The organism is Sphingorhabdus sp. EL138, assembly GCF_900258045.1.
Lineage (GTDB): Bacteria > Pseudomonadota > Alphaproteobacteria > Sphingomonadales > Sphingomonadaceae > Parasphingorhabdus.
Genome location: NZ_OGVD01000004.1, coordinates 820,029 through 846,188 on the forward strand (window position 1 = coordinate 820,029; position 26,160 = coordinate 846,188).

A 26,160-nucleotide genomic window follows, 5' to 3' on the forward strand; every position below is an offset into this window, starting at 1 on the left:
GCGCCATTAATTCACGCCGGTGGATTTGAATTCAGCGTGTCTGATAGAGAGAAAAGGGTTAGCGGCTGACCAAGGGCTATGGTTAAAGCAATCTTTACCTTGATTTTCGTTGGAAAACTGTGGACGGCACCGGCATGAATGACGCGGTTTTACAACTTGATCCTTTGCGGCGACTGGTTTTGGCCTATGCAAAGAAGCCTGATCGCGAACGCTATGCCCTTGTTTTTGCATTGGACGCTAGATTTGCCGACGTTATCCGGTCAACGTCGGAAACATTGATTGGACAAATGCGGTTAACCTGGTGGCGGGATATTTTAACCAAGGCTGTAACTGAACGCCCAACCGGCGAGCCATTGGTGGCACTGATTAATCAGGCAGAGCAAAAGGGAGCTGATCTGTCGCTACTGCTGCATCTTTTGGAAGGGTGGGAATATTTGCTCGAAGATTTTCCATGGGACGATCGACAGTTCGATCAATATGCGGAGAAACGGGGCGGAGGACTTTTCTCTTTTGCGAGCGGCGGTTCCAGTCCCCTTAGCATGAAACAAAGGAAAGCCGCACAAGCTTGGGCCCTTTGGGACTTTGCCCGCTATTGTTCCGATGAAAAAATGCGAGAGCAGGCGTTCAATAAATGTATCCAACTATATAGTAGCGATGATCCGGTGAGTTTTGACAGAAGCGGTCGACCGCTCTCAATTTTCTGTAAATTGACGCAAAGTGATGTAAAAAAAGGATCGTTAACAGCCGATCTTTATCGTCCAGCGGTCGCTAGTAAGATCATCTGGCATGGCGTGACCGGCTGTTAACACCAGGCAAAACATCATGAAGGGGCAGGCGGCACATGAAAAGATATGTTGCTGGCGCCGGAAGTATGATGCTGTTGATGACCGCAGGAATGTTCCTCTGGATTGGTGCGAGCGGTCAGGAAGTGGTAATTCCGGAAGCGCCGCCGCCTCCAGAGCTGACGGAACCTGAGGGCTTGCCAGAAGCCGACGAAATGGCGCCAGCACTTGGTCCACCTCCGCCAACGCCGCCTAGAGCCTATAAAGCATCCCGTGAAGAGCGACGGTTCAACCGCTATGATCGTAATCGTGACGAGGTTATAACCCGGCTTGAACTGATGAGCAGCCGCACGAAGGCTTTCAAAGCGTTGGATGAGGACGGAAACAACCTGCTGACCTTTGAAGAATGGGCGGTTGCTACAAGTGATCGTTTTGCAGGTGCAGACGCAAACGGAAACGGGCAGCTGACGCGATCCGAGTTCAGAAGTACCAGGCCCAAGCGAACGGCATCTCGATGCAAATGCTAGGCGGCCTCCGGCTCATTTTGAAATGATTGCTGCCAGTCTACAAAATCTTTTCGGGCGCGGGCGGTGTAGGCTTCTTTCCGTTCCTTCTTTTTTACGCGCTGCTCGAAAGGCGGAAATAGTCCAAAATTGACGTTCATTGGCTGATAGTCCCGGGCATCGGCGCCGCCGGTGATGTGGGAGAGCAAAGCACCGAAAGCAGTCGTCTGCGGTGGATAGCCAAATGCTTCGCCTTTGACCTCTGCCGCGACCATGCGGCCGACCATAAGGCCAACTGCAGCGCTTTCGACATAGCCTTCGCAACCGGTAATCTGACCGGCAAAGCGAATATGTGGCGCTTTCTTTAGACGCATTTCTCTATCGAGCAATTTTGGCGCGTTGATAAACGTGTTCCGGTGCAACCCGCCCATGCGGGCAAACTCGGCATTTTCAAGGCCGGGAATGGTGCGCAGCAATTCGGCTTGCGCGCCATATTTTAGCTTCGTCTGGAAACCAACCATGTTCCAGAGTGTGCCGAGCGCATTATCCTGCCGCAGCTGTACCACCGCATAAGCGCTCTCGCCGGTATGTTCATTGGTGAGACCAACCGGTTTCATCGGGCCAAAACGCAGGGTTTCAGGACCACGTGACGCCATGATTTCAATCGGCATACAGCCTTCGAAATAGGGCGTATTCTTCTCCCATTCCTTGAAATCTGTCTTTTCGCCGTCGAGCAGCCCCTGAATGAAGGCTTCATATTGTTCCTTACTCATCGGGCAATTGATATAATCCTTGCCATCACCTTCGGGGCCGACCTTGTCCCATCGCGACTGCATCCACGCGATATCCATATTGATGCTGTCTTTATAGACAATCGGTGCAATGGCATCGAAAAAGGCGAGGGATTCCTCTCCGGTCGCTGCACCAATGCTTTCTGCCAGCGTCATGGCAGTGAGCGGGCCGGTTGCGACGACGGTCAGACCGCTTTCGGGCAGCTGGTCAATCCGTTCGCGGACAATCTCGATATTCGGATGTTCGCTCAGTGCTTTGGTGACGCCGTCGGAAAAATGATCACGATCCACGGCCAGTGCAGAACCTGCGGGCAAGCGGTGCTTGTCGCCTTCACCCATGATGATGGATCCAAGATCCCGCATTTCAGCGTGAAGCAAGCCCACAGCGTTTTTCTCCGCATCATCCGAGCGGAAGCTGTTGGAACAGACCAGTTCTGCAAGTCCGTCTGTCTGATGCGCAGGCGTCATGTCGCCGCTTCCGCGCATTTCTGAAAGGCGTACTTTTATGCCAGCCTCTGCCAATTGCCATGCTGCTTCTGATCCGGCGAGTCCGCCGCCAACTATGTGAACATCTGTCATGGCGTCTCTGTGTTGCCGATAGTTACAAAAGTCAATCTGGCAGAGAGGGAGCGACCATGATAGGCCGTCGGTATGAAACGCGCGATTATCGAGTCCCGGCCCTATCTGCTGCTTAGCCTGCTGTTCGGTATCAGCTATTTCTTTGTGAAAGATGGCAATATTCCGGGCATGTATCTGATGTTCTGGAAGGGGGCAGGTGTCGGGTTTCTGGCCGTTTACGCCTTGCGGCGGGCGCATAATTTTGAAGGCAAGTTGATCGCGGCGGTCATGGCTTTTGGCGCTTTGGGCGATATGTTGATCGAATTTGACCTGATGGCCGGGGCAGGGGCATTCATTGTCGGACATTGCATAGCGATTGGGCTCTATTGGCGACATCGGCGGCCCGAGACCTCGTTCAGCCAGAAAGCCTTTGCGCTATTGTTGGTTCCCATCACGATGTTCATCGCCTGGTCGCTGCCCTTTGATCGTTCAGAAGCTCTGGGACTTGCGGTTTACAGCCTGTTTTTGGCGGTCATGGCGGCGATGGCGTGGACCAGCAGCTTTCCCCGCTATCGGGTTGGGATTGGCGCTTTGCTATTCATCATCTCTGATCTGTTTATTTTTGCGCAAATGGGTTTTCTTCAGAATTCTGCCATTCCGGGTTGGACTATTTGGCCGCTCTACTATGTCGGGCAATTTCTGATCGTTACCGGCGTGGTCCGGACATTGCGCAAAGAAATGGCAATACCGAACCCCTGAAAATCAGGCGCTGGCGGCAATTGTTGTCCGGTGCAGAAGCCGATTATGGCCTTCATAGCCGCCCGTTGCGCAGTGCAATACCGAGCGGTTGTCCCACATGACCAGCATGTTAGGCTCCCATTTGTGGCGATAGACAAATTCCTCGCGGCTCTGCCAAGCATATAGTTCCGTGAGCAAGGGCAGGGCTTCTTGTTGCGTCATGCCGTCAAACCCAATTATGTAGCCCATGCAGCTGAACAGACCGAGCTGCCCGGTTTCGGGATGTTCACGGATCAACGGGTGAACCTGTGTTTCTCGTGCTGATTCGTCAGGGCGAATATCCATGCTGCGCCCTTCGTCTTTTTCACCATAGGCGCCGTCAGGTGCGTAGGCCATCCGGGCGCTGTGGATGGCCGTCTTGCCTTCCAGCTTTGCCCGCATCTCCGAGGGCATGGCATTAAGCGCCGCATGCTGGTCAGCAAACAGGGTATCGCCGCCAACAGGTGGAATTTCGACCGCAAGCAGGCAAGTGCCGGCGGGCGGTTTTTCCTGAAAACTCCAGTCGCTGTGCCAGTTTTCGGCAAAAAGTGGTGATGTCTCATCGGCATTGCGCCTTATGGCCGCAATATGCTCCCGGCCTTTAATCGGATCGAAAAACGGGTCATGTCCAAATCCGCCAAAATAGAGAGTGAATCGTTCCAGATCATCGTCGGACATTTTTTGTTCCGGGAACGATAACACGTGATATTTCAACCAGGCAGTGCGGATTTCTGCCACCTGTTCGTCACTTAACGGGGCGGAAAGGTTCAGTCCGGTGACAACAGCTCCGCAAGCTTGACCTGATGGCGTGACCACAATCGACATATAATCCTCTCCCCAAATTCCCCGATAGCCAAAGAGCCTACCACGGCAATCCGCATAAATCGATATGACCGTCCATTTTCGCGGGGCCGTTTATGGGTAAGACCATCGTGTTCCTGAAAGCAAATGGCCCGGTTATACCGTGTTGTTCAACCACCATATCGCCTTTGAATAATTTCCATCCCAGTTTGTCATAAAAGGCAACATTATGATCTTCGCAGAACAGGAGGCCGAGTGCGCAACTGGCTTCGGTTTCTAAAAGTTCCATGAGATGAAGCATCACCTGTTTTCCATAACCCTGGCCCTGAAACTCGGGTTCGGTCATGACGCCGCCAATTCCGGCAACTCTTGTTTTCTGGCCATCACAAAGGACTTCGCGCTCGTGGATGCCGGCGACAGCTCTGACCTCGTCCTCCACATAAAGTAGCACCCGTCTTTGCGCGTGTGCCCATTCGATGCCGTGCATCGGCGTGTGGATCAGCTTTTCGGGCGGATAAATACATTGCCGCATATCCGATATTTCAGGCCAGCTCAGCGCACCGTCTTTAACCAGAAAGCTCGGTGCGCTGGCGGTCATGTTTCGGGATCATCCCCGGTTTCGGTTTCTGCGCCGGTTTCTGTCGAGCCATCAGTTTCACCCAATTCCTCGGCAACCAGCTCCTCGGCTTCATTCTCTGGCTCATCTTCTTCATCGATCTTGGCCGCGCCAACAACTGTTTCACCCGGTGAGACGTCAAACAGCTTCACGCCAGAGCTGTTTCGGCCGATCACGCGCATGTCCGCGACTTTCATGCGGATCAGCTTGGCCTGATCGGTGACCAGCATGATCTGCTCTTCATTCTTGGCCTCAAAGCTCGCGACAACGGTACCGTTACGCTTGATATTGTCGATGTTCAGGATGCCCTGACCACCGCGACCGGACTGGCGATATTCAAAGGCGCTCGAGCGTTTGCCATAGCCGTTGGCGCATACGGTAAGGATGAAATCCTCGGTTTCCGAAAATTCTGCGAGACGTTCAGGCGGCAGTTCTGAAGTGTTTTCATTCTCTTTCCACGGCGCGGCTTTCAGATAAGCATCGCGTTCCTCCGTCGTGGCTTCAAACCCACGCAATACCGATAGGGAGATAACCTCATCATCACCTTTCAGCGCGATCCCCCGGACGCCGGTGGATGTGCGGCTCTGGAAAGAGCGAACGGCATCGCCGGCAAAGCGGATTGCCTTGCCATTCTTGGTTGCCAGCAGCACGTCGTCATCGTCGGTTAGTAATTCCACTCCGATCAGGTGATCATCGCTATCCTCGTCAAATTTCATCGCAAATTTGCCGTTGGATGGAACGTTTGTGAAACTGTCCATGCTGTTACGTCTTACGCCGCCCTTGGCAGTCGCAAACATGACATGCAGTTTGCCCCATTCGGCTTCATCTTCCGGCAGTGGCAAGACGGTCGAAATTGTTTCACCATCCGCCAATGGTAACAGGTTGACCATCGGCCGCCCCTTGGTCTGAGGTCCGCCTTCTGGCAGTTTCCAAACCTTCAGGCGGTAAACCTTGCCATGGGTGGAGAAGAACAGCACCGGCGTATGGGTGGACGTAACGAATAATTCAGTAATCGCGTCCTCATCCTTGGTAGCCATCCCGGCACGGCCTTTACCGCCGCGTCGCTGTGCACGGAACGTATCGAGGGGCGTCCGTTTGATATAACCGCCGTGGGTCACCGTAACGACCATTTCGGCGCGTTCCATCAGGTCTTCATCTTCCAGACCATCCCAGGCAGCGGTAATTCCGCTGATACGCGGCGTTGCAAATTCATCGCGCACCGTCTCCAGCTCTTCGCGCATCACGGCATAAAGCTTTACACGATCAGCCAATATTGAGAGATATTCTTCAATAGCGGCTGCAAGCTCTTTTAACTCATCGCCAATTTCTTCACGGCCGAGAGCCGTCAGTTTCTGCAGGCGCAGATCCAGTATGGCTTTTACCTGAACGGCGGAAAGCTTGTAAATATCGCCTTCTACCTCAGTTTCTATGGCTTCAACCAGCTTGATATAGCCGGCGATTTCAGCAATCGGCCATTCGCGGGCAAGCAAGGATTCGCGGGCCTCTGCCGGTGTCGATGAACCACGAATAATCCGGACCACTTCGTCCATATTCGTGACGGCGACGACCAGGCCGAGCAAGACATGAGCCCGCTCACGCGCCTTGTTCAATTCAAATTTTGTTCGCCGGGTAATGACTTCTTCGCGGAATTTAACAAATGCTTCGATAATATCGCGCAAGTTGAGTACTTCTGGACGCCCGCCGCGAATGGCCAGCATATTGGCCGGAAAGCTGGATTGAGCAGGGGTGAAACGCCAGATCTGGTTCAATACCACGTCAGCAGTCGCGTCGCGCTTGAGGTCGATGACCACCCGCACACCGGCACGGCTTGACTCGTCACGAATGTCGGACACGCCTTCAATGCGCTTGTCTTTGGCTGCTTCGGCAATTTTTTCAACCAGTGCCGACTTGCCGACCTGAAAGGGAATGGATGTCAGAACAATTGATCGCTTGTCGCCGCGACCTTCCTCAATCTCGTGCCGGGCACGCATCATGATCGAGCCGCGCCCTTCCTTATAAGCCGATTTTGCGCCGGATTGCCCCAATATCAGGGGCGCTGTCGGAAAGTCGGGACCGGGAATGATATCGATGAGTTCATCGACTGTAATCCCCGAATTATCCATATAGGCAAGGCAACCGTTTATGACTTCGCCAAGATTATGCGGCGGTATGTTGGTTGCCATACCGACAGCGATACCGCCTGCCCCGTTAACGAGCAGGTTGGGGAAGCGTGCGGGCAAAACCGATGGTTCCTGCCGACTGCCGTCATAATTGTCGATGAAATCGACCGTATCCTTGTCGAGATCGTTGAGAAGGCTGTTTGAAACCTTGTTGAGCCGCGCTTCGGTATAGCGCATGGACGCAGGCATATCCGGGTCCATGGAGCCAAAATTGCCCTGACCGTCGATTAGCGGCACCCGCATTGACCAGTCCTGCGTCATTCGGGCCAGAGCCATGTAAATGGCACTGTCGCCATGGGGGTGATAGTTCCCCATCACGTCACCGACGATTTTGGCGCATTTGCGATAGGGGCGTCCGGCGACGAAGCCCCCTTCCTGAGAAGAGAATAAAATCCGCCGGTGGACGGGTTTCAGACCATCGCGAACATCGGGCAATGCGCGGCTGACGATGACCGACATGGCATAGTCCATGTAGCTCGATTTCATTTCATCGACGATATCAATTGGTTCAATATCAGATGGTTCTGGTGCTGTGGTTTGTTCGTTCACAAACGGCCCTTTTTCATAGGATTTTTTCTGTCGATTCTTCTAGGGGAAGCGGCTTCTAAAAGCCAGCTTTTCGGGTCGAATTTACACGAAAAACTAACCGTTCGATTCAGGGTTTGATTTCTTCCCCGTCCCACGCGAAAATCTTGCCACTATCGACTGGTTTCAGGCCGTCGAGAACGTCCAGAAGCTGCACAGCGGCGCGTTCGGGGTCAAACAGTTTGCCGGGCGGAACATTGCTCTGATATGGCTTGCTGAGGCCGGTATCAACAGTACCGGGGTGCAAAGCGACGATGATGCTGCGCTTGTTTTTGCGCGCCCATTCGATCGAAAGGTTACGGATGGTCATATTCAATGCCGCCTTTGCAGCCCGATATCCATACCATCCGCCTAGCCGGTTATCAGAAATACTCCCAACACGGGCGGATATGGCTGCAAATTTCGTGACCTCGCCCTTTGGCATTAACGGCAAAAAATGTTTGGCAATCAGGGCCGGGCCAATGGCATTGATCTGGTAATTTTCCAGCGCCCATTCGGTATTCAGCTCCCGCATGCTTTTTTCGGGCCCGTTTTCCTTATTATGAAGCAGCCCAGTTGCGACAAATATCAGGTGCGGTTTGATATCCTGTTCCTGCAGCCAGTCAGCCGCCGATTGGATCGAATCCTCGGATGTCACATCAAGCTTTACCGGGCTATCCGTTCCACGCGAAAACCGAACTATCCGATCAAATTCATCTTCCTGTTCCAGCGCATCGGCCATGGCGCGCCCGATGCCACCCGAGGTTCCTACTACAACCGCAGTTTTGCTGTTCATGAGCGCACGAAGCGCAGACTGTCCTTGGTGCTGTTTTTGGCATCAAATTGGTATCCATCGCTGTCGAAGCCCTTAAGCGCTTCAGTATCCTGCAGATGGTGCTCACAGATATACCGCGCCATCATGCCTCTGGCACGCTTGCCTTCAAAACTGATAAACTTCGGTCCATCCGGTCCGTCTTTGCGGAAATCGACTTCGACAATCCGGGCGTTCAGTTTGCTCGTATGCGGTTTGACTGCCGCCCAATATTCATTGCTGGCCAGATTTACAATTACGCGCTCTTCTGATCCTTCCAAATCTCCGGCAAGCTCTTTCGCGATTTTGTCTTTCCAGAAGTCGGTCAACTTTTTGTATCGCGGTGCCCATTTCGTTCCCATTTCAAGGCGATGAGCCCTGATCGAGTCAAGGGGACGGAGCAAGCCATACAGACCCGAAAGGATTCGCAGATGGCTTTGAGCAAAGTGCAATCCTTCTTTGCTTAGGCTCTGGGCCTCAAAGCCGGTATAAACATCGCCGCTATAGGCATAGATCGCTGCACGTTCGGGTTGATCGAAGAAACGGCTATAGCGCCCATAATTCAGATCGATCAGGTTGTCCGAAACGGGCATGATCGACTTCAGTTTCTTTTTCGACAGGTTTGAGATCGCTCCGGCCAATCGTGCTGTCTCATCCGGAAAACGTACTTCAGTTGGTTGATAAGGAGGGAGTTCGCTTTCAAAATCGAGCGACTTGGCAGGTGAGATAATGGCAATCACGTTTAACTAACCTCATAGTTGGGGAATTTACACCCTTATACATTTTGTCGGTGCACAGAGGCGGTTACAAGTATCTCCGTTCAACAACTATTCAGCGGATTCACTCTATAAAAGCATGTGAAACTTGGTAATAAAGCCAAGACAGTTTATGGTGCAACCATATTCGAAAATCCGATACGGGTTCGGTGACACAAAGTTTTTATTCGGAGGAATTTTATGCGTTTTCTATCTCATTTTTCTATGGCCGTTGCTCTGGCTGCTGCTGGAACATTAGCCATTTCAACTGTACCTCAAGAGGCGCATGCCCAGAAAAAGAAAAAGGACAAGGCCGCCAAAATTGAAATCAGCAAAGAAGTCCGCCCAAAAGTTGCCGCTATTCAAGAGGCGATGGCGAGCGAAAACCCTGCTTCGGCAAAGCCACTGGTGGAAGCGCTTTTGGCTGAGCCTTTAACAGGTGATGACCAGTTTGCGGCAGGACAGCTTGCCATTCAATTGGGCACGACCCTGAAAGAACCTCCTCTTCAGGAAAAAGGAATCAATGCCTCGCTCGCCAGTGGCAGAACATCTGCTGAACAGCAGCCATCCTTCTTGTTTTTCTCTGGTAATTTTGCCTACTCTGCCGGACGCTATCCCGAGGCACAGCAAAAGCTCGAGCAAGCCTTTGATGCAGGTTATCGTCAGAACAATATTGGGGCGTTGATAGCAGAAGCCTATTTTAAACAGAACAAGACACAGGAAGGTCTTGCAGCGCTCGATCGTGCGTTAGAGGCGGAAAAGGCTGGTGGCGCAAAGGCCCCAGAAGACTGGTATCGTCGCGGTGCAGGCATGGCGATGAAAAACAACGTCAACGGAGCTGCGGGCAAGTGGACCTACAAACTGGTTGAAGCTTATCCAACAGGAGAAAATTGGCGCGCCGCGCTGTCTGTTTATCGGGATTCTGCGAACCCGAAACTGTCGAATCAGGAAAATCTTGAATTGATGCGGCTGATGCGAAAGGCCGACGCGATGGCGAGCGAACGGGATTATTTTGAATATGCCGACGCCGCTGATCCGCGCCGACTACCCGGTGAAGTGGTGTCGCTCTTGGAAGAGGGGCTCGCAAAAGGCGATGTGTCATCTTCCAGTTCTTACGTGAAAGAGACACTTGCTTCCGCGCGTAGCTCGGTCGCTGCCGACAAAGCCAGCCTGGGTGCGTCCGAGCGTGATGCTGCCAAATCGGCTAATGGCAAGATCGCCTTGGCAACGGCCGATGCCCTGCTGGGATACGGAGACTATGCTAAAGCGGCGTCGCTTTATGAATCTGCCATGAGCAAGGGCGGCGTAGATACCGCACGGGCACAAGTGGGACTTGGTATTTCTCATGTTGGGCAAAAAAATTGGGATGGCGCCAAGCAGGCATTTTCAGGCGTCACCGGCACCCGCAAAGATATTGCCAATTTCTGGTCATTGTGGATTGATCAGCAAGCGGCGGGTACAGCCAGTGCGGCGCCTGCTCCAGTGGAGCCGAGTGCTAGCTAAGCAATATAATTCTTATCAAGAAAAGGGCGCTTCTGACGCCCTTTTTTTACGGCTGCTTTTACTCTCCGATCGGGACGCCCGGCAGGTTTTTCGCGGATCTGATGGTCAGAGACGTTTTGACGCTGGCCACATTGGGTGCGGAGGTCAATTTGCTGGTCAGGAAGTCCTGAAATTCCTGAAGGTCCTTTGCCACAACTTTGAGCATGAAATCGATCTCGCCGTTCAGCATGTAACATTCGCGGACTTCGGGAAGCTGTTCGATATGCTCTTCAAACGCCTTCAAATCTGATTCTGCCTGGCTTTTCAGGCTGACCATGGCAAAGACAGTGATCGTAAAGCCCATTTTTGCCGGATCAATCGCTGCATGATATGCTGTGATGATCCCACTGTCTTCCAACGCGCGCATTCGCCGCAGACAGGGGGGAGCAGTTAGTCCGACGCTGTTGGCCAATTCGACATTGGTAACACGCCCTTCATTCTGCAGCCGTTCCAGAATCTGTAAGTCAATTTCGTCCAAATTTATGTCGGGCATATCTCTGCAATTTCCGTTCGCGAATCAATATCTTCTTATAATATAATTAGCGCACCAAGCAACAGCTGCCCACTTGTCCCACATTGTGACGCGACATATTCGGGGGTTACGGTATCTGGATGTTGGGGTTATCAACTTGTTAACAAGCCCATCTAAACCCTTCACTCCGGAATTGCCATTGCGTTACGATGATCGTCTGAAAACAGTGCTCAAAGGCTCTCTGCCAGAAGGCAGTGCCGCTGCGCTGCAATGGCGTCAGGTCGCTGACCTGATGGCGCAAAAACCCGGACGCCTGGTCAATGATGATGTGCAGTCTGGTCTCACGCGGCTGCGTGATTTGCATGAGCGCGTTGATGAAACTGACCGAATTGCGGCGGTACAGGCATTAAACGGCCGTTTAAGGTCAGCACCATTACTGGTTTATCTTTGTGCCGATAATGATGCTGTATGTGATGCAGCGATAATTGCGGCAGATCTTCAGGATGAAGAATGGGTTGATGTAATCCCTCAATTGTCAGCCCGGGGAAGCAACATTTTGCGGACCCGCTCTGATCTGGGACCGCTTACAAGAGATGTATTGAATCGGGACGCGTGGGGAGGAACGGACAATCCGGGTCCCCTGATATCGGCGAATGACGACACGCTAGAAGACGTGGATGCAGTGGATGCCGCACCTGATGATGTTCGGAACAGCGGAGAACCTGATAAAAAGACGGATGATGCATCCCAAATCAGCACATTGGTTGCAAGAATAGAAGACTATCAGCGTAATCGTGAAGCAAAAGTAGCCCAATCCTCCATGACCGATGCAGAGCATCGCAGCTATTTTGTTGACGTTATAGACGGGATTAACTTTGAAACCGACGATAGCGGTACGATCATTTGGGCAGAGGGGCCACCCAAAGGCGCTATCGTGGGAGTAACAATTGCAGAACCTACCTTCGATGATGGACCTGGTCCTGATGCATATGGCGCAGCGGCCTTTCGCCAGAGAATGCCGCTGGAAAATGCACGGATGCGTTTATGCGGTGCACCGATTGTAGCAGGGGACTGGCGGATGTCAGCCATTCCGTATTTTGGTGACGAAACCGGTCGCTTCAAAGGGTATCGCGGTGTCATGAGGCGCCCGAATGCCGCCGAAGATGCCCGTCAGAACAGTCTTGATGTAGAGCGGCGCGAGCAATTGCAGCAGCTTATTCATGAACTACGTACGCCACTTAATGCGATTATTGGCTTTAGCGAAATCATCGAGCAGCAGCTGTTCGGGCCCGCATCCTTTGAGTATCGCACGTTGTCACGCAGTATCATGGATGAAGCGCAGAGACTGCTGACCGGCTTTGAAGATCTGGACATCGCGGCGAAAATCGATGCGGGTCAGATGGAAAGCCAGTCCGGTCTAACCGAACCTGATTGGCTTATGGAACGTCTCGCCCAGCGTCTGCAAAGTTTGACCGAGAGTAAATCGGTCGATCTGCACATGACCAAGGCCGAACCGGTCCGCCCCTTTGCTCTGGAAAGTGAATCCGTGGAACGGATCTTTGCCCGATTGCTATCCGCAGCAATTATCGCCTGTGAGAATGGCGAGGAATTACGAGCGGATTTGCGGACTCGGATAGGTTCACAGCCGGTCAACTATTTTAGCCTCTCTCGTCCTTCCCGTATTCAGGGTGTATCGGAAGAACAATTACTCGATCCTTCCCACGGCATAGAGGGTGATGGCAGCGATACCCCGCTTTTGGGATTGGGATTTTCGCTCCGCCTGGTGCGTAATCTGGCAAAGTCGGCCAACGGTACGCTCACCATATCGGATGAGAGGATAGCCTTGACCCTGCCAGCCGCCACGACTAGCGAAATTGGTGTTAAGGAAACGGAATTCGAATAGTCGAATAAGGCAGTGCGATCTAAAAAAGGGGCCGTGATGTTTTCAAATGCACAACAGGGCTCTGGCAGCCTTGAAAAGAACAAACATTTGCATCTTCCGGCAGATTTTGGCCGCCGTTTTCTGATCAGTGTTGATACTGAAGAGGAATTTGACTGGGACGGCCCATTTAAACGAACTGGTCACACGACTCTATCCGTTGGAAAGCTCCAACGCTTTCAATCCTTCGTTGAGAAATATGATATAAAACCCATATATTTCGTCGATTATTCAATCATAGAGAATGACGAGGCTGCGGCGTTTCTGAAATCTGTATCGGCGTCAAATAATGCATCCGTTGGTGTCCACCTGCACCCGTGGATCAATCCACCTTTTGAAGAGGAAACCAGTCCATACAATAGCTATGCCGGCAATCTTCCGAAAGAGTTGGAGGAGGCGAAAATTGTCGCCCTGAGTGACGGGATAGAGGACCGGACAGGAAAGCGACCAATAATCTATCGGGCAGGACGCTATGGTGTGGGACCCAATAGCATCGAAATTCTCGCAAAACATGGTTTCCTGATTGATAGCAGCGTGCGATCGCGGTTTGATTATCGGGATCAGTCGGGGCCGGATTTTTCGCATATCGGCCCTGATCCCTTCTGGCTTGATCATGAAAAAGGTTTGCTGGAACTGCCATTGACCACGGTTTTTTCAGGACTTCTGAGAAAGCAGGGCGATTTTTTGTCAGCTTTGTTTAACCGTTCAAAAATGGCTGGCGCGCTGTTCTCCAAGTCCAAGGTACTGGAGCGCATTCCGCTAACGCCAGAAGGCGTTTCAGCACGGGAAGCCAAAGAAGCTATTGATATTGCCTTTGATGATAATTTGAAATTGCTGGTATTCTCCTTTCATTCACCGTCGCTTTCGGCAGGGCACACGCCTTATGTGAAAACAGATGAGGATCTGGACCGGTTTTACGACTGGTGGCGTGAGGTGATTGACCATTTGCTGGAACGCGGTGCATCACCAATAAGTCTCGATCAGTTGATGGCCGCCGCCGGTTTGAAGGACAAATAGTTTCTGCCTGGTGAGCCGACAAATCCGGCTCCCGCAATTATTTCGTTTAGCTGCTTGCCAAATCGCCCGCGCTTCCGCTATCGGAGCGATCCTTGAAGAACCGAATTTATGGAAATGAGGTTGTTCTGGGGCCTGTAGCTCAGTTGGTTAGAGCTGGCCGCTCATAACGGCTAGGTCGGGGGTTCGAGTCCCTCCGGGCCCACCAACCTCTTGTGAAACAGGGCGACAGGTCGTCCTTTTTACGCTAGGTTTGAAATAGACGTAAAAACTCTTTGCTTTTCCCTGAATCATCGCTAGGGGAAGCGCGCGTCGGGGAGTGGCGCAGGCTGGTAGCGCACCTGGTTTGGGACCAGGGGGTCGCAGGTTCGAATCCTGTCTCCCCGACCATTTTTTCGGATCAAAAACCGATCCGGGGATTGGCGACCGAAAAAATCCCGAGCGTAAGCGAAGGGTGATCTGACTCTACAGTAACGGCCATTTAAAACAGTTATCGCTCCCGATGCACAATCCGGAACGTGTTGGTGTCGTTGTTTGTAAGCTAACACAGCACTTGGCTGGTCGAGAATAAAATCAAACCAGAGCAGTTGCCCGTTTGCGATCGAGCCGTTCCATCATGCTTTTGATGACTGCAGGGTGAAATGTATAATCGATTTGGCAGCCATATTCTTCGTCCTTCTTCCACAGAAGGTTGGCGGTCAATATGTTCATGCTCGGTATTTTGAGGGTCAATGCGATATCGGGATTGAGCTGTGCAGCGCATTCGATCTTTATGATGGTGTCCGATATGGTTTTGACCACGCAGGGCATATTGCCCGAATTGCTCTGTCTGACCTGTGCATCAATGTGCAGTGAATCGCCGTAAATCATATCCTGTTCTCCAATCATCGCAAATTTCGGGGCATGCGATTGGTACCGGCACTTTGACCGATATTCAGGAGATACGGAATGCGAGCTAAAGTCGGCTATCGGGATATAGTTAATATGGTCGACCGGATTTTAACCATTAACGGTCCGATAGAGAGATGCTTTGTTACTGTTCTTGATCGTCGGAAACGCCCGGTGTTGTTGGAACGGGACGTGCAAATCCGTCCGCTGTCAATTCTTCCTCAATTTCCGCTTCCAGGACTCTGACGGCTTCATCTGCCGCTTCTTCCAGCGATTTGGCGTCGCCTTCGATCTGCCTTTCAATTTCCGTAACGGCCTCTTCGCTCTGATCCTCAAGCGGCGCTTCTGAACAAGCCGTTAGGATGGAAATTGCAACCAGGAGCGGCAGTCTGCGCATCACTATTCTTTGGGTGGCATGGTGAAATCGACATCGCTATTGGCGATGATTGACAGCACGGTGCTCCAGGCCGCGACATTTTGACGCAGTTGTTCCGGGTCAATCTTGTCCAGCGTATCATCAGGCGTGTGATGCAGATCGAAATAGCGTGTACCATTTTGCTGAAGATCAATCACAGCAAGATTGTTGCTGGCGATTATGTCACGTATGTCCGCACCGCCAGTGGCCGGAGGGCCAAGTGCACCGATACCCAGTGGCAGGAGCGCTTGTGCGATTTTCTTTTCCAACTCTTCTGCGGCGTCCGGGAGATTGAACTCTACGCGCCATATATTGTCAGCACCGAAATCTGACTCCATTGCGATAGCATGTTTACTGCCAGTATGCGCCTTGGCATAGGCTTTTCCGCCCCACAGGCCGACTTCTTCCGCTCCGGCCCACAAGATTCGGATCGTGCGCAGCGGTTTGCCGTGATCCATAATGTGCTTGGCGGCAGCGGTCACGATACCGCAGCCGGCGGCATCGTCAAAAGCGCCGGTCGAAAGATCCCAGCTGTCGAGGTGACATGCTACCAGAATCATGCCCTTGGAAGGATCGCGGCCTGGCACTTCCGCGATGACATTGCCGGATTCCTGTTGTCCGATATTTTGCGGTGTCATCAGGAGTTTCATGGTAACAGGCTTGCCGAGTTTGATCATCCGCTCCAGATTATCGGCATCCGGCAGCGATAGCGCGCCTGCAGGTATAGACTTCACACCTTCCCGAAAATTCATATTACCCGTGTGCGGATTGCGATGATAATCGGTGCCGATGGATTTTATCACATAGGCCAAGGCGCCTTTTTGCGAGGCAATACTGGGACCGATCCAGCGCACTGGCCCATAGGTGCCATAGCTGGAACCATCCTGTGTGCGATGCATATCATGCGTCACAAAAGCAATTTTACCGGCAAGGCTTCCATCTGGTGCGGCCTGCATCGCGGCGAGGGAGTCAAAATAAGCCACTTCGGCTTCAATGCCATTCTCGCCCGTGCTCGCGCTATTGCCCAGTGCGGTGACGTGAAATTTTTGAGGGTAGGGGGCCGTCACTTCGGCTGCTTCCGTACCGCGCACCCAAGTAGGCATCATGAAGGGTTCATTGCGTACATTCTGAAAGCCCAGTGCTTTCAGCTTTTTTACCGACCAGTCGCGTGCCCGGGCTTCTGCCTCGGTTCCGGCCTGACGCGGGCCCACTTCAGTGGTGAGGCCTTCAGTTATTTCATAGGCGAGGCTATCCTTCAGCGCCTTGCCCTGAATGTCCGCCGGATCATGCGAATCCGCCAAAGCTGCAGTGGAAAAGAGGAGCGCCGTTGCCGCGGTTCCAAGAGGGGTGAACAATGAGGTGGTTTTTATCATGACCCACTGCCTAACTTGCCTTTTGCCGTTTGCCAATGCTCTCTTGCGAGTTGGCGTTCATTTCGCTAGGCGGTGCGCAAATCTAACCTCATTGAAATCGAAGGATACCGCCAGATGGCCGTCCAATATAGCTATGTCATGAAGGGTCTGACCAAGACCTTCCCCGGTGCCGCAAAGCCAGTACTGGATAATATTCACTTGCAGTTTTTGCCTGGTACTAAAATCGCCATCATTGGTAAGAACGGCGCCGGTAAATCGACATTGATGAAAATCATGGCCGGTCAGGATACCGAGTTTCAGGGTGAAGCCTGGGCAGGTGAGGGGATTCGCGTCGGTTATCTGGCTCAGGAACCCGAGCTGGACGACAGCAAGACCGTGAAGGAAAATGTCATGGACGGTGTACGTCCGGTGGCTGATCTGGTGGATCGCTTCAACGAAATTTCGACCATCATGGGCGACCCGCCGGAAGACGCCGATTTTGATGCGTTGATGGAAGAAATGGGCACGCTGCAGGAAAAAATTGATGCTGTAGATGGCTGGACGCTCGACAACCAGTTGGAAATAGCGATGGAAGCGTTGCGCTGCCCGCCCGGTGACAGCCCAGTGACCGACCTGTCGGGCGGTGAGAAGCGCCGTGTGGCTCTGTGCCGACTGCTACTCGACAAACCCGACATATTGATGCTCGACGAGCCAACGAACCATCTTGATGCCGAGAGTGTCGCATGGCTTGAAAAGCATCTTATCGATTATGCCGGCAATGTCATTCTCGTCACCCATGACCGCTATTTTCTGGATAATGTCGTGGGTTGGGTCCTCGAAATTGATCGCGGTAAAGGCATCCCGTTTGAAGGGAATTATTCCAACTGGCTCGACGCGAAAGCCAAGCGTATGGCGCAGGAAGAGCGTGAAGATAAAAGTCGCCAAAAAGCTATTGAACATGAACTGCAATGGATGCGTCAATCTCCGAAAGCACGTCAGACAAAGTCCAAGGCGCGTATTAAGGCCTTTGATGATCTGGTCGAAGCGCAGGAAAGTCGCACAGTTGGCAAGGCGCAGATACTCATACAGACGCCAGAGCGTTTGGGCAGCAAAGTGATTGAAGCGAAAAATCTGAGCAAAGCCTTTGGCGACAAGCTGTTGTTTGAAGATTTGAGCTTTACACTGCCACCTGGTGGTATTGTCGGTATTATCGGTCCTAACGGTGCGGGTAAAACCACGCTTTTCAAAATGATTACGGGACAGGAAGAACCCGATGGCGGTTCCATTGAACTGGGAGATACGGTCAAGCTTGGCTATGTTGACCAAAGCCGCGATCATCTCGATGCGAGCAAGAATATCTGGGAAGAAGTATCTGACGGATTGGATTATTTCCAGTTTGGCAAGAATGAAGTGCAGACACGCGCCTATGTCGGTGCGTTTAATTTCAAAGGCACTGATCAGCAAAAGAAAGTCGGTCAGCTTTCCGGCGGTGAACGCAATCGCGTACATCTTGCCAAGATGCTCAAGGAAGGCGGCAACGTGCTATTGCTCGATGAGCCGACCAACGATCTTGATGTCGAAACGCTACGTGCACTTGAAGACGCGCTGGAAAGCTATGCCGGCTGCGCCGTGGTCATCTCGCATGATCGCTTCTTCCTCGACCGTCTAGCGACCCATATCCTTGCGTTTGAAGGCGACAGTCATGTCGAATGGTTTGAAGGCAATTTTGAAAGCTATGAAGAGGACAAGCGCCGCCGTCTGGGTGATGCAGCGGATCGGCCGACACGGGTGGCTTATAAGAAACTGACGCGGTGAGGGTTGGCAGCATTGGTTAGTTTCGTTCGCTAAATCGTTGTCGGACGAGGGAAGGTTTCGCAATTTCTCGAAACGATGGGCTGAAGCAATGAATATTGAAGTTAACACTGATCCACCGAAACGGGATTCGGATATTTTAAGCAAGGGAATAACCGACTTTAATAAATCGGAAATTCCTGACCTGGAACCCAATGAAGCCGAGGTGAAGTTTTTCGTTTTTGCAAAGGACGAGGCCGATACCGTCGTTGGCGGTATCAGGGCGACATGCTTTTGGAATACGCTGCATATTGAACTTCTGTGGTTATCAGAAGAAAGTCGCGGCACGGGAATTGGCAAGCAACTGATCGATTCAGCTGAAAGTTTTGCAGTGAAACAAGATTGTGAGAAAGCTTTCGTCGAAACAACCAGTTGGCAAGCAAGGCCATTTTATGAAAGAAATGGCTATGAGCATATTGCTACGTTACCTGATCGCCCCAAAGGGCACGCCTCATATTATCTGACCAAGAACTTAGTCTTGGCACTTTGATATCCCTGCAGTTTTTGGAGTAAAAATCTCAGCGGTTACCGCAATCGCTTCACAAATAACTGCCCATTATCATCCCGTTTGGTCTGAAAGTTCGGGACCTCTTCGAACATATCGGACAGACGTGAAAATCCGTAGTTGCGGACATCAAAGCTGGAACGGTTTCCGGCTATCTTGCCGACTTCGCTCAAACTGGCATAGCCTTCTGCATCGCGTTTGCTGGCCTGATAGGCATCGATCAGCAGCTTGAGCAGGTCATCATCGGCGGTGACATGCTCATCGGCCTTGTCCGCCTTGATCAGGGCATCGACATCAATGAACCGGCTGCAGGCCTGCTTGAACGCCTCGGGCGTCTTGCTGCTGCCGAAGCCATAGACATCAATGCCTTCCTGGCGGATGCGCATGGCTAGCGGCATGAAGTCGCTGTCGCTGCTCATGATACCGAATCCGCCAATTTTACCGCGGAACAAAAGGTCCATCGCGTCGATCGTCATTTTCATGTCGGTCGCGTTCTTGCCCTTGGTCATGTCAAATTGCTGTTGCGGTTCGATGCCATATTTATGCAGGATATCAACCCAGCCCTTGAGCGACTGTTTGCGCCAATTGCCATAGGCGCGGCGGATATTGACGGTGCCGAGTTCGGCCAGTGCGGTCAGCACCGGATCAATACCGGCATGGCTGGCATTGTCGGCGTCGATGAGCAGGGCGATATTGTCATTATGTGATTTTGTCATGGCCAGCTTGATGAACTCGGCAGGACACGCCTTCAAGGAAAAACGCCTTTGAAGCCATTAAGGAACAAGCCAATGACCGTTCCAGCTATTATTTCCAGAATCCCAGTCGAACATCGCGCGCCGGTGACCGGTATGGGCCAGATAGAGCCACTCGATGCGCTCAATTTCTACCAGCAAAATCGCGAAATTTTCACGGGCAGGGGCCACTTCAAAGCCTTCGGGTTTTCGGCCTTCAATATCTGGATCAAGGCCTGACGTTGGCAAATTTACCGCGCTGCCCGGCGCAGGAGCCGCAAGATAGCAGCGCTTGCCATAGAGTGTCGCGTCATTCCAGGCCGCATCGCAGGCAGGGCTGTCCTGTTCGATATGTCCCCGGCCGGAGAGGCGCAATTGTACCTTTGCTTCGGGGTGATAGCCGAGGATGGAAACCATGCCTTTGTTACCAATATCAGCGACCTTGGAGGCGCGATGGTCGGTATTGAATCGCAGCATGCGATCTTCACGAACCGCTTCCCGCAACACCATGATCCGCTGGCTTGGTTGACCGTCGTCCCTGACTGTCGCAACAGCAGGAGTATGCAAAGGTGATTTGCGGTTTTGCGATCCATCGATCAGCAGGCGCCAGGCTTCTTCCAGAGAGAGCGCTATATCGTCCAGAAAAGGCTGGTTCATTTGGCCAGTTACTCTACCGCTTCAAACAGACCGCTAGCCTCATCGAGATTGAAGAGTGTTGCCTCTCCGATAGCATACCATGCGCCGTGCAGCTTTAATTCTCCGCGCTGTTCGCGTTCAGCGATGAATGGAAAGCTGCGCAGATTCTGAAGGCTGATCTTAATGGCTTCTAGTTCCAGTTCCCTTTGTGGATCAGGTGGGTCAGCGGTTATGACTTCGTCACGGGCATCAGTGATAATTGACATCCACTCATCAACAAACGTGTGACCATGTTCGCCCAACTCGCCGCCCTTCAGCGCTGCACTAATGCCCCCGCATTGGCCATGGCCAAGCACCACGATATGCTTCACGTTCAGTCCGGTAACGCCAAATTCTATCGCCGCAGATGCTCCGTGCATTCCGCCGCTGTCGTCATAGGGCGGAACCAGATTGGCGACATTGCGTAGCGCGAACATCTGTCCTGGTCCGGTATCGAAGATGGTTGCCGGATCGACCCGGCTGTCACAGCAGGAAATGACCATGATCGGTGGGGCCTGCCCCTCTTTGGAAAGGGCGTCATAGCGGGCGCGCTGCTTTGGATAAGCGTCTTCCCGAAAGCGTTTGTATCCTTCCAGTAAAGCACGAAATTCTGGCATTAGAAACGATCCCCCCGGACGACCTCCACATTGGCGATGGTCAATAATAAACTGTGACTATCCAGTAGCGGCGCCAGCGCATCCGTCAACTGTGCAGCTTTTTCTTGGTTCGCTATCATAAGTATGAGAGATTTTGCAGCCGCCCCGCTAACCTCGTCCTGTTGCCAGCGACCATCCCGACCGCCGCCAGATGCGATTTTGATCACGCTCCAGCCCGAAATATCAACCTGCTTCACATAGTTGATGATTTTGGGGATAAGCGGGTTATCCACCAATATCTCGATCCGTTTCCGTTGCACTGTAGCGACCATGTCTTACCCCAGAAATTTTGCGATTGCGGCAAATAGAGAAATACCGAACAGGATGTTGAATGGGAAGGTTATACCAAGTGACATGGCCAGATAAATGCCCGGATCGGCTTGAGGGAGGGCAAGGCGCATGGCCGCGGGTACCGCGATATAGGATGCACTGGCGCACAATACGCCCAATATGGCCGCTGATCCGGGATCAAGTCCGACCAAGGTTCCGACTACCGTTCCAATTGTTCCGTTAATGATCGGCAGCAATATTCCTAGTGTTGCAAGAGGTATCGTAATCTTGCGTGTTTCCAGCAGTCTTCGGGCAGCTATCAATCCCATGTCCAGCAGGAAAAGGCAGAGAACCCCTTTAAAGCCGACAGCAAATAATGGCTCGATCGGTGCAAATCCTTCTGCACCAGCGACAAAGCCAATTAAAAAAGCGCCGAGCAGCAAGATAACTGATCCGTTGGTCAAAACTTCATGCATCAGGTTAGAGCTGGTATCATTGGCTGGGTTGTCAGTATCTTGTAGCCTTTTCGAATAGGCCCGGGCCAACAGCAGGCCGGTAATGATCGCCGGGATTTCCATCAGGGCCATGACACCGACCATGAAGCCATACGGCCGCAAACCGGTGACGGTGAGCAGCTCAACTGCGGTCACAAAAGTCACCACGCTAACCGACCCATAATGGGCAGCGACGGCGCCAGCATCAATCGCCCCGAGTTTCGCGAAAGACCGGAGCAGAATAAAAGCAAGGACAGGAAGCGTGAAACCAAGCAGAACGCCGGAAACAGCGGCAGCAGCAAGATCAATCGAGAAGCCGGTAGAAGCAACTTCGACGCCCCCTTTCAGGCCAATGGCTGCCATGAGATAAATGGACATGGCTTTGGCAAAGGCTTCGGGGATGGAAAGATCGGATCGGATAAAAGCTGCAAAAAAACCGAGAATGAAGAACAGGATAACCGGGGAGGTCAGCGTTTCGATAATCATTGCAGCTCACTATCAAATTGAGTTGTTAACCGATTAGCAGTCTGATCGCTGTTGGCAAGCGCGTCCGTCATCGCTATTTGATAGAAATGAACGAAATTACGAAAATCCCGCCGCCATCAGGAAAACCCGTTCGCCAGCGCAAGCCGGACTGGATACGCGTCAAAGCACCAATGGGTAAAGGCTTTGAAGAAACCCGCAAATTGATGCGGGAGCATAAGCTGAACACCGTTTGTGAAGAGGCCGCTTGCCCGAATATCGGCGAATGCTGGACCAAGAAACATGCGACGGTGATGATCCTGGGCGATGTTTGTACGCGGGCCTGTGCTTTTTGCAATGTGAAGACTGGCATGCCGATGCCGGTTGATCCGTTGGAACCACAGCATACCGCTGATGCAGCAGCGAAACTGGGGCTAGAGCATATTGTGATCACGTCGGTGGATCGTGATGATCTGCCCGATGGTGGTGCCAGTCAATTTGTCAAAGTCATAGAGGCGCTGCGCCGGACAACGCCGGATACCACGATAGAGATTTTGACACCGGATTTCCGCAACAAGGCGGATGCTGCTGTTGAAGCCATCGTCGCTGCGCGGCCGGACGTCTACAACCACAATCTGGAAACGGTACCCCGGCTTTATCCCAATATCCGTCCCGGCGCGCGCTATTATGCCTCGCTGCGCCTGCTTGAGCAGGTCAAGCGTCTGGATCCTTCTATCTTCACCAAATCCGGGATCATGCTGGGTCTGAGTGAACAAAGGCTGGAAGTGCATCAGGTCATGGATGATATGCGGTCCGCAGACATCGATTTTCTGACCATGGGACAATATCTGCAGCCAACGCCCAAGCATGTAAAGGTGGATGAGTTCATTAAGCCGCAGGCTTTTGAAGCCTATGCGTCCATTGCCCGGGCCAAGGGCTTCCTGCTCGTCGCTTCCAGCCCGTTGACCCGCTCCAGCTACCATGCTGGTGATGATTTTGCCAAAATGCGTCAGGCGCGTGAGGAAAAGCTAGCCCGTGCCGGCGCATAGGGAGACCCGCGAACTTCCTCACAGCGCCGCGCAGATGTACGCGCTGGTGGCGGATGTCGGGCGTTATGAAGAATTTCTGCCCTGGGTCGTGGGCACGCGGGTTCGTTCAGACAGCGATACCGAAATGGTTGCTGATGTGATTGTCGGTTTCAAAGGATTGCGCGAGCAATTTACATCCCGCGTGGTCAAAAGCGCTACTGACCGGACCATTGAAGTGGACTATCTCGATGGGCCGTTGAAACAGCTTCACAATGAATGGGTTTTTCGCGAAAGGGACGGCGGCGGCAGTTATGTCGACTTTTATGTCGCCTTCACTTTCAAAAACAGGATGTTTGAAAAGCTCGCCGGACAGATGTTTGCCAAAGCCTTGCACAAAATGACCAGCGCATTTGTTGAACGTGCTGAAGAGGTCTACGGTAGTAACTATTCAGATGTGTCCGGCAACAACAGTTCCAGCGCAACCAGCACGGCTTGAAGGCGGATATCTGCACGGCTTTTGTCGGCACCGAAATCGTGGCGGTCGGCGACGACATCATCAATGCTTTTTCCCTTTTCCGCCTTGGCAAAGACAACGGTTCCAACCGGTTTTTTCTCTGTTCCACCGCCCGGACCGGCTACTCCGGTGATCGCTACAGCGACATCACAACCGGATTTTTCCAGTGCACCTCTAGCCATGCCCCAGGCCACGGCAATGGATACCGCACCAAATGTCTCTAGCAAATCATCGCTGACATCCAGTAAACTCTGCTTTGCTTCATTTGAATATGTATTGAAACCACAGTCGAAAACGTCACTGCTTCCGGCGATTTCGGTGAGGGCCGCCGCAACAAGCCCGCCCGTACAGCTTTCCGCAACGGCGATACGCCGGCCAGCTTTGCGATTGGCATCAACAACCTGGTTCGCCAAAGTGACGAGTTCTTCTGGCAATAGATTTTGCATGGCGTTCCGCTAGCCTATTCCGAAGGTGCTTTGCAAATGTTGAAGGGGTCTTTTCTACCTTCCTTGTCATCATTGCTGCCCAGCTGCGCCAACATCACGGTCAAACTGGCCAGATTTGCAACTGGCATGGGTTCCAGCAAGCCATAAACTTTGTCGATTGTGGCACAGTCTTTGGATTTGACTTCCTGTGCCAGCATTGTGGGAATCATTGCATCTACAAACGGACGCATGGCATCCATTTCGATATTTTCCGGTAAATCCTGACCCGCTATCAACCCAATGGCTGCGCTTGCTTCGGGCCAAGCTTCTTGCGAAGCTGTTTCATATCTTTGCATCTGTTCAGAATCGACCTGAAGCAATGCAGCAGAAGCGGGCAGGGTGTTTGCACATTTGGTTCTGACCGCACCCAAGGCACCAGGCAATATGTAAGTTATGAGAGACTCCGCCGTTTCCGCTGGCATACATTGTTTTGTCTCTGCGGCCTGCGCCGAGGTTGCACTTAACAGCGCGATTGCAGCCGATGCGGCTGAAATTTTTCTGAACATAACTCCTACTCCATCGTTATTGTAGCTATCGCCTGTGCCGCAATGCCTTCTCTGCGACCGGTAAAGCCCAGGCGTTCTGTCGTCGTCGCCTTGACGCTGACCTGATCGACAGAAACATCAAGCATTTTGGCAATATTTTTACGCATGGCTTCCCGGTGGGGTTTGATTTTTGGTGCTTCACAAATCACAGTCATATCAACATTATTGATCCGGCCACCTTTCTGTTTGATGACCGATGCTGCAAATTCGACAAATTTGTCAGAAGAGGCCCCGCGCCATTGCGGATCAGAGGGCGGAAAGTGATCGCCAACGTCACCCATTCCAGCTGCACCTAGCAGCGCATCCGTTAAAGCATGGAGAAGAACGTCTGCATCGCTATGTCCGGCCAGGCCTTTATCATGATCGATTTTGAGACCACCAAGCCAAAGCTCTTCGCCGGAAGCCAATTGATGAACGTCAAAACCCATTCCCGTACGAATTTGTGCCATATTTTCTTCCGATGATGCAGCAAAGTCAGATGCAGTGGTATATTTTTTCAGTGCTTCGTCGCCTTCGACAACAGCTATCTTATGGCCGGCAGCCCTAAAAACCTGAGCATCGTCGGTCGCTCCTTTTCCAGCGGGCCATATTGTGTGAGCTTTCACCAATTTATCAAAATCAAACGCTTGCGGGGTTTGCACCCGCCAGAGCTGGCTGCGATCAAGAGTATCTCCGGCATATTCACCGTCCAGATTTATCGTTGTGTCAATCGTGGGAAGCACTGGAATCGCAGCAGCTTCAACTGTTAACGACCTGAGTAGCCGGTCTATTATGGTATCGGATAGATACGGTCTGGCGGCGTCGTGTATCAGCACATTTTTTGCGCCACCCGATGCAGCGATGGCCGACAAGCCGTTGCGGACGCTGTCTTGACGTGTTGCACCGCCAATAACGACTTCATAGCCGGACAGGCCGACCATTGCTTCATCCAGTTGTTGTTCCTGGCCGGAGCCGATTACGATCCATATTTTGCTGATATCCGGATGATCGAGAAAGCTGGCTACGCTGTAGCGGATCATTGGCTGTCCATTGATCTGCGCATATTGCTTGGGCTGTCCCAATCCTGATCGAGCGCCTTGGCCGGCTGCAACAATCAGGGCATGGTTTTGTTGGCTGGAGACGCTAGAATCACTCATTATCATTGACCTAGCCCAGTCCTTTCTTGCCTGCCAGCCGCTTTGACG

Annotated in this window: 28 protein-coding genes and 2 tRNA genes; 12 read left to right on the top strand and 18 right to left on the bottom strand. The window is 52.3% G+C overall.

Annotated elements, in window-relative coordinates:
* Positions 1-119 precede the first annotated feature (119 nt).
* Positions 120-806, top strand: coding sequence for a squalene/phytoene synthase family protein (locus DK507_RS13785; protein ID WP_109356919.1), 687 nt, complete (start codon positions 120-122; stop codon positions 804-806).
* A 35-nt stretch (positions 807-841) separates the two neighbouring features.
* The gene (locus DK507_RS13790; protein ID WP_109356920.1) at positions 842-1,309 is read left to right on the top strand and encodes a hypothetical protein; all 468 of its coding nucleotides are present in this window, start codon (positions 842-844) and stop codon (positions 1,307-1,309) included.
* On the opposite strand, the gene trmFO is transcribed toward DK507_RS13790, so the two are convergent.
* Positions 1,306-2,655: a methylenetetrahydrofolate--tRNA-(uracil(54)-C(5))-methyltransferase (FADH(2)-oxidizing) TrmFO gene (trmFO, locus tag DK507_RS13795; RefSeq protein ID WP_109356921.1), complete on the bottom strand. Its 1,350-nt coding sequence runs from the start codon at positions 2,653-2,655 to the stop codon at positions 1,306-1,308. The genes DK507_RS13790 and trmFO overlap by 4 nt on opposite strands.
* 72 nt (positions 2,656-2,727) lie before the next feature.
* Here trmFO and DK507_RS13800 point away from each other — a divergent pair, with 72 nt between their 5' ends.
* Positions 2,728-3,393, top strand: a complete 666-nt coding sequence (locus DK507_RS13800; protein WP_109356922.1) for a lysoplasmalogenase — start codon at positions 2,728-2,730, stop codon at positions 3,391-3,393.
* Between the two features lie 3 nt (positions 3,394-3,396).
* Here the strand turns inward: DK507_RS13800 and DK507_RS13805 are convergent, their stop codons facing one another.
* The 5 genes from DK507_RS13805 to DK507_RS13825 form a co-directional block, all read right to left on the bottom strand.
* A complete protein-coding gene (locus DK507_RS13805) occupies positions 3,397-4,236 on the bottom strand; it encodes a TauD/TfdA family dioxygenase (protein WP_109356923.1) in 840 nt (279 codons plus the stop codon).
* A 37-nt stretch (positions 4,237-4,273) separates the two neighbouring features.
* Complete coding sequence (locus DK507_RS13810; protein WP_109356924.1) at positions 4,274-4,810, bottom strand: GNAT family N-acetyltransferase; 537 nt, start codon at positions 4,808-4,810, stop codon at positions 4,274-4,276.
* Complete coding sequence (gene gyrA, locus DK507_RS13815; protein ID WP_109356925.1) at positions 4,807-7,557, bottom strand: DNA gyrase subunit A; 2,751 nt, start codon at positions 7,555-7,557, stop codon at positions 4,807-4,809. Before gyrA ends, DK507_RS13810 begins: the two co-directional genes overlap by 4 nt.
* Positions 7,558-7,663: 106 nt before the next feature.
* Positions 7,664-8,368: an SDR family NAD(P)-dependent oxidoreductase gene (locus tag DK507_RS13820; protein ID WP_109356926.1), complete on the bottom strand. Its 705-nt coding sequence runs from the start codon at positions 8,366-8,368 to the stop codon at positions 7,664-7,666.
* Positions 8,365-9,123, bottom strand: a complete 759-nt coding sequence (locus tag DK507_RS13825) for a YaaA family protein (RefSeq protein ID WP_109356927.1) — start codon at positions 9,121-9,123, stop codon at positions 8,365-8,367. Before DK507_RS13825 ends, DK507_RS13820 begins: the two co-directional genes overlap by 4 nt.
* Positions 9,124-9,339: 216 nt before the next feature.
* Here DK507_RS13825 and DK507_RS13830 point away from each other — a divergent pair, with 216 nt between their 5' ends.
* Positions 9,340-10,641: a tetratricopeptide repeat protein gene (locus DK507_RS13830; RefSeq protein ID WP_162559059.1), complete on the top strand. Its 1,302-nt coding sequence runs from the start codon at positions 9,340-9,342 to the stop codon at positions 10,639-10,641.
* Between the two features lie 58 nt (positions 10,642-10,699).
* Here the strand turns inward: DK507_RS13830 and DK507_RS13835 are convergent, their stop codons facing one another.
* The gene (locus DK507_RS13835) at positions 10,700-11,173 is read right to left on the bottom strand and encodes an Lrp/AsnC family transcriptional regulator (RefSeq protein ID WP_109356929.1); all 474 of its coding nucleotides are present in this window, start codon (positions 11,171-11,173) and stop codon (positions 10,700-10,702) included.
* Positions 11,174-11,351: 178 nt separating this feature from the next.
* Here DK507_RS13835 and DK507_RS13840 point away from each other — a divergent pair, with 178 nt between their 5' ends.
* The 4 genes from DK507_RS13840 (at position 11,352) to DK507_RS13855 (ending at position 14,495) form a co-directional block, all read left to right on the top strand.
* Positions 11,352-13,055, top strand: a complete 1,704-nt coding sequence (locus DK507_RS13840) for a HAMP domain-containing sensor histidine kinase (RefSeq protein ID WP_109356930.1) — start codon at positions 11,352-11,354, stop codon at positions 13,053-13,055.
* Between the two features lie 36 nt (positions 13,056-13,091).
* Positions 13,092-14,108: a polysaccharide deacetylase family protein gene (locus DK507_RS13845; RefSeq protein ID WP_254054388.1), complete on the top strand. Its 1,017-nt coding sequence runs from the start codon at positions 13,092-13,094 to the stop codon at positions 14,106-14,108.
* Positions 14,109-14,236: 128 nt separating this feature from the next.
* Positions 14,237-14,313: transfer RNA gene (locus tag DK507_RS13850), tRNA-Ile, on the top strand.
* Positions 14,314-14,418: 105 nt separating this feature from the next.
* Positions 14,419-14,495, top strand: a tRNA-Pro gene (locus tag DK507_RS13855).
* Between the two features lie 183 nt (positions 14,496-14,678).
* On the opposite strand, the gene DK507_RS13860 is transcribed toward DK507_RS13855, so the two are convergent.
* The 3 genes from DK507_RS13860 to DK507_RS13870 form a co-directional block, all read right to left on the bottom strand.
* Positions 14,679-14,975 carry a hypothetical protein gene (locus tag DK507_RS13860; protein ID WP_109356931.1) on the bottom strand — a complete coding sequence of 99 codons (297 nt, stop codon included), beginning with the start codon at positions 14,973-14,975 and terminating at the stop codon, positions 14,679-14,681.
* A 163-nt stretch (positions 14,976-15,138) separates the two neighbouring features.
* Complete coding sequence (locus tag DK507_RS13865; RefSeq protein ID WP_109356932.1) at positions 15,139-15,390, bottom strand: hypothetical protein; 252 nt, start codon at positions 15,388-15,390, stop codon at positions 15,139-15,141.
* A 2-nt stretch (positions 15,391-15,392) separates the two neighbouring features.
* Complete coding sequence (locus DK507_RS13870; RefSeq protein WP_109356933.1) at positions 15,393-16,781, bottom strand: M28 family peptidase; 1,389 nt, start codon at positions 16,779-16,781, stop codon at positions 15,393-15,395.
* 114 nt (positions 16,782-16,895) lie between these two features.
* Here DK507_RS13870 and ettA point away from each other — a divergent pair, with 114 nt between their 5' ends.
* Both ettA and DK507_RS13880 read left to right on the top strand, forming a co-directional pair.
* Complete coding sequence (gene ettA / locus DK507_RS13875; protein ID WP_109356934.1) at positions 16,896-18,575, top strand: energy-dependent translational throttle protein EttA; 1,680 nt, start codon at positions 16,896-16,898, stop codon at positions 18,573-18,575.
* Positions 18,576-18,663: 88 nt separating this feature from the next.
* Entirely contained in the window at positions 18,664-19,101 is a 438-nt protein-coding gene (locus DK507_RS13880) for a GNAT family N-acetyltransferase (RefSeq protein ID WP_109356935.1), read from the top strand.
* 35 nt (positions 19,102-19,136) lie between these two features.
* Here the strand turns inward: DK507_RS13880 and DK507_RS13885 are convergent, their stop codons facing one another.
* From DK507_RS13885 to DK507_RS13905, 5 genes are read right to left on the bottom strand one after another with little or no spacing between them, the layout of a single operon-like run.
* Positions 19,137-19,832, bottom strand: a complete 696-nt coding sequence (locus DK507_RS13885; RefSeq protein WP_109357694.1) for an NYN domain-containing protein — start codon at positions 19,830-19,832, stop codon at positions 19,137-19,139.
* A gap of 57 nt (positions 19,833-19,889) precedes the next feature.
* Complete coding sequence (locus DK507_RS13890) at positions 19,890-20,504, bottom strand: pyridoxamine 5'-phosphate oxidase family protein (RefSeq protein ID WP_109356936.1); 615 nt, start codon at positions 20,502-20,504, stop codon at positions 19,890-19,892.
* Between the two features lie 8 nt (positions 20,505-20,512).
* Positions 20,513-21,139: a carbonic anhydrase gene (locus tag DK507_RS13895; RefSeq protein WP_109356937.1), complete on the bottom strand. Its 627-nt coding sequence runs from the start codon at positions 21,137-21,139 to the stop codon at positions 20,513-20,515.
* Positions 21,139-21,450: a hypothetical protein gene (locus DK507_RS13900; RefSeq protein WP_109356938.1), complete on the bottom strand. Its 312-nt coding sequence runs from the start codon at positions 21,448-21,450 to the stop codon at positions 21,139-21,141. The genes DK507_RS13895 and DK507_RS13900 overlap by 1 nt, the downstream gene beginning before the upstream one ends.
* 3 nt (positions 21,451-21,453) lie before the next feature.
* A complete protein-coding gene (locus tag DK507_RS13905; RefSeq protein WP_109356939.1) occupies positions 21,454-22,428 on the bottom strand; it encodes a sodium-dependent bicarbonate transport family permease in 975 nt (324 codons plus the stop codon).
* Positions 22,429-22,514: 86 nt separating this feature from the next.
* Between DK507_RS13905 and lipA the strand changes: the two genes are divergently transcribed.
* Positions 22,515-23,453: a lipoyl synthase gene (gene lipA / locus DK507_RS13910; protein WP_109356940.1), complete on the top strand. Its 939-nt coding sequence runs from the start codon at positions 22,515-22,517 to the stop codon at positions 23,451-23,453.
* Positions 23,440-23,928 carry a type II toxin-antitoxin system RatA family toxin gene (locus DK507_RS13915; protein WP_109356941.1) on the top strand — a complete coding sequence of 163 codons (489 nt, stop codon included), beginning with the start codon at positions 23,440-23,442 and terminating at the stop codon, positions 23,926-23,928. The genes lipA and DK507_RS13915 overlap by 14 nt, the downstream gene beginning before the upstream one ends.
* Here DK507_RS13915 and DK507_RS13920 read toward each other — a convergent pair.
* Genes DK507_RS13920 through DK507_RS13930 form a run of 3 tightly spaced genes read right to left on the bottom strand, consistent with a single transcriptional unit; the run spans position 23,877 to position 26,112 of the window.
* Positions 23,877-24,392, bottom strand: coding sequence for a CinA family protein (locus tag DK507_RS13920; RefSeq protein ID WP_109356942.1), 516 nt, complete (start codon positions 24,390-24,392; stop codon positions 23,877-23,879). The genes DK507_RS13915 and DK507_RS13920 overlap by 52 nt on opposite strands.
* Before the next feature lie 14 nt (positions 24,393-24,406).
* Positions 24,407-24,937 carry a hypothetical protein gene (locus DK507_RS13925; RefSeq protein WP_109356943.1) on the bottom strand — a complete coding sequence of 177 codons (531 nt, stop codon included), beginning with the start codon at positions 24,935-24,937 and terminating at the stop codon, positions 24,407-24,409.
* A 5-nt stretch (positions 24,938-24,942) separates the two neighbouring features.
* Positions 24,943-26,112 (bottom strand): bifunctional 2-C-methyl-D-erythritol 4-phosphate cytidylyltransferase/2-C-methyl-D-erythritol 2,4-cyclodiphosphate synthase, encoded by a 1,170-nt coding sequence (locus DK507_RS13930; RefSeq protein WP_109356944.1) that lies wholly within the window; start codon positions 26,110-26,112, stop codon positions 24,943-24,945.
* Positions 26,113-26,160: the final 48 nt, after the last annotated feature.